Source organism: Prosthecobacter sp., from assembly GCF_044373815.1.
In the GTDB taxonomy this organism is placed as follows: Bacteria; Verrucomicrobiota; Verrucomicrobiia; order Verrucomicrobiales; family Verrucomicrobiaceae; genus Prosthecobacter.
Genome location: NZ_JBIPNG010000680.1, coordinates 1 through 2,694 on the forward strand (window position 1 = coordinate 1; position 2,694 = coordinate 2,694).

Sequence of the window (2,694 nt, forward strand, 5' to 3'; positions counted from 1 at the left end):
GGGGCCGAATTTTGTGTGGATCATCGCGGATGACATGTCGCCGGACATCGGAGCCTATGGTTTGAAGGAGGTGAGCACGCCGAATCTTGACCGGCTGGCTGCCGAGGGGCGGCGCTACACACGGGCCTATGCCACGGCACCGGTGTGCAGTGCCTCGCGTTCGGCCTTCATCCTCGGGTGCTATCAAACGACGACCGGGCTGCATCCGCACGATGTGGAAAACCCGCAGCCGCTGCCTCCGCGCTACAAGCCGCTGCCGGACCTGCTGCGCGAGGCGGGCTGGTTTGTCACGAATGCGGCGGCTCCTGACATGGTGCGCAACGGACGTCCCGTCACCAAGGCCAAGACGCACTACAACTTTGCCCATGATCCGGCGAAAATGTATGATGGCAATGACTGGCGGAAGCGCACGCCCGGGCAGCCGTTCTTCGCGCAGTTTCAGATCACCGAGCCGCACCGGCCGTTTACCATTCCGGAGGAGTATGACGAGGCGAAGCTGAAGGCCATCCAGATCCCGCCGAACTACCCCGATCATCCGCTGGTGCGTCGTGACTGGTATGCGTATCAGCGCAGTGTGGAGGTCGTGGATCAGCACGTCGGTGTCATCCTTGATCAGCTCAAGGCGGAGGGCGTGCTGGACAACACCATCGTCATGTTCTTCGCCGATCACGGCAGGCCGATGCCCTGGGGCAAGCAATGGCTGAGTGTGGAAGGGCTGCAGGTGCCGCTCGTCATGCGCGGTCCGGGCGTGGCTGCCGGTGGCGCGGAGGAGCGGTTGGTCAGCCTCATCGACCTCGCGCCGTCCATGCTCCAGCTCGCGGGGCTGCCCGTCCCGCCATGGATGGAAGGCCGGGCGATCCTTGGACGCGAATTTCCCGAACGCAACAGGCTCTTTGCCGCGCGCGACCGCTGTGGTGATGCGATGGACCGCATCCGGGCGGTGATCGAGCCGGACGCGCTGTTTGTGCGCAATTTCCAGCCCTCGCGCTCACGGCTGAACTGGTCCGGTTACAAGGAGTCCAGCTATCCCGGCATGCCGCTCTTGCGAGTCCTGAACGAGGCCGGCAAGCTCAATGAATTTCAGGCGCAGTGGCTGATGCCACGCCGCGAGGCGCTGGAATACTATGATCTCAGAGCCGATCCCAAGGGGCTGCACAACATCGCCAAAGACGCCAAGGTGGTGGACCGCATGGCGGCCATGCGCAGCGCCATGGACAAGTGGATCAACACCAGCCCGGACCATGGTGCGCAGGGAGATCCGCCCACCGAGCCGCCGCTGAGCGCCATCCAGCGAGACAAGCGCCTCGATTACGAACGCATCTGGAAATCCCGCGTGAAGAAAGCCCAGCCCAGCGATGCCGAGCGCGTGGCGTGGTGGGAAAAAAGCTACGGCCTCTCTTTAGACCAGCGCATTCCCTGATCTCAGGCGGAAGATTGGCGGCGCTGGCTTCGTTCGCAGAGATCCATGAAATGTGTTTTCGCTTTGTTGTCCCTGGGTTTGGCGGCTGTGTCTGCTGCTGCTGAACCGTCACGCCCGAACATTCTCTTTCTTTTTGCCGACGATCAGCGCTTTGACACGCAGAGCTGCGCCGGGCATCCCATCGTGCAGACACCCACGGTGGACAGTCTCGCGGCAAAGGGGGTGCGTTTCAGCAATGCGCATGTCACCACGGCGGTATGCTGGGTCAGCCGTGCGGTGGTGCTGACGGGCCAGTGGGCGCGGTCTCATGCGCAGCGCGATGCCATCCCCACCGTGAAGCCGGCGGCGCTGGCCACCATGTATCCCGTGCTGCTGCGCGCGGCAGGCTACCGCACTGGTCACTTTGGCAAATGGCACATGATCTCTCCTCAGGGCTTCAAGCCGCAGGAGCAATATGACGAGTACGAGGCCATCGGCCGCAATCCGTATTTCAAAACGATGCCGGACGGCACCAAGCGCCATGAGACGGACCTCGTGTGCGACAAGGGCATCGAGTTCCTCAAATCCCAGCCGAAGGACAAACCCTTTGCGCTGAATCTCTGGTTCAATGCGGCGCATGCCGAGGACAACGATCACCGCCCCGGCATTGGATTGTATCCGTGGCCGCAGTCGGTCGATGGCATGTATGAGGACCGCTCCATCCCGCCCGCGCGTCTGGGAGATCCGGCCATCTACGAGGCGCATCCGCAGTTTCTCAAAGACTCGATCAACCGTGAGCGCTGGTTCTGGGGCTACGACACACCGGAGAAATTTGAAACGAACCTGCGCGCCTACTACCGCATGATCAGCGGTGTCGACAAAGCCATCGCGCGTGTGCTTGCCGCGCTGAAGGAGGCCGGGCTCGCGGACAACACGATCATCGTCTATTCCGCCGACAACGGCTACTACCTCGGAGATCGCGGCTTTCAGGGCAAGTGGTCGCACTATGAGGAATCGCTGCGCGTGCCGATGATCGTCTACGATCCGCGCCTTCCCAAAGAACAACGCGGACGCGTGGTGGATGATCTGGTGCTCAATGTGGACCTGCCCGCCACCTTCATTGACTGGGCCGGAGTGAAGCGCCCGGACGCCTACGAAGGACGCAGCCTTTCAACGCTGATCGAAGGCAAGGGCATCGACAAACCCTGGCGCGATCATTTCTTCTGCGAGCACCTCGATCTCGCACCCACGCTCACCTGGGAGGGCATTCGCGGCCAGCGATACGTCTATGCGCG

Annotated in this window: 2 protein-coding genes; both read left to right on the forward strand. The window is 62.3% G+C overall.

The genetic code is table 11. The annotated features are described in order from the left end of the window. Window positions 1-1,420, forward strand: a 1,420-nt coding sequence (locus tag ACIREA_RS30180) for a sulfatase (RefSeq protein WP_397386025.1), incomplete at its 5' end; no start/stop codon positions are given. 45 nt (window positions 1,421-1,465) lie between these two features. Beyond that, on the forward strand, window positions 1,466-2,694 hold a 1,229-nt coding region (locus ACIREA_RS30185; protein WP_397386026.1), incomplete at its 3' end, for a sulfatase-like hydrolase/transferase.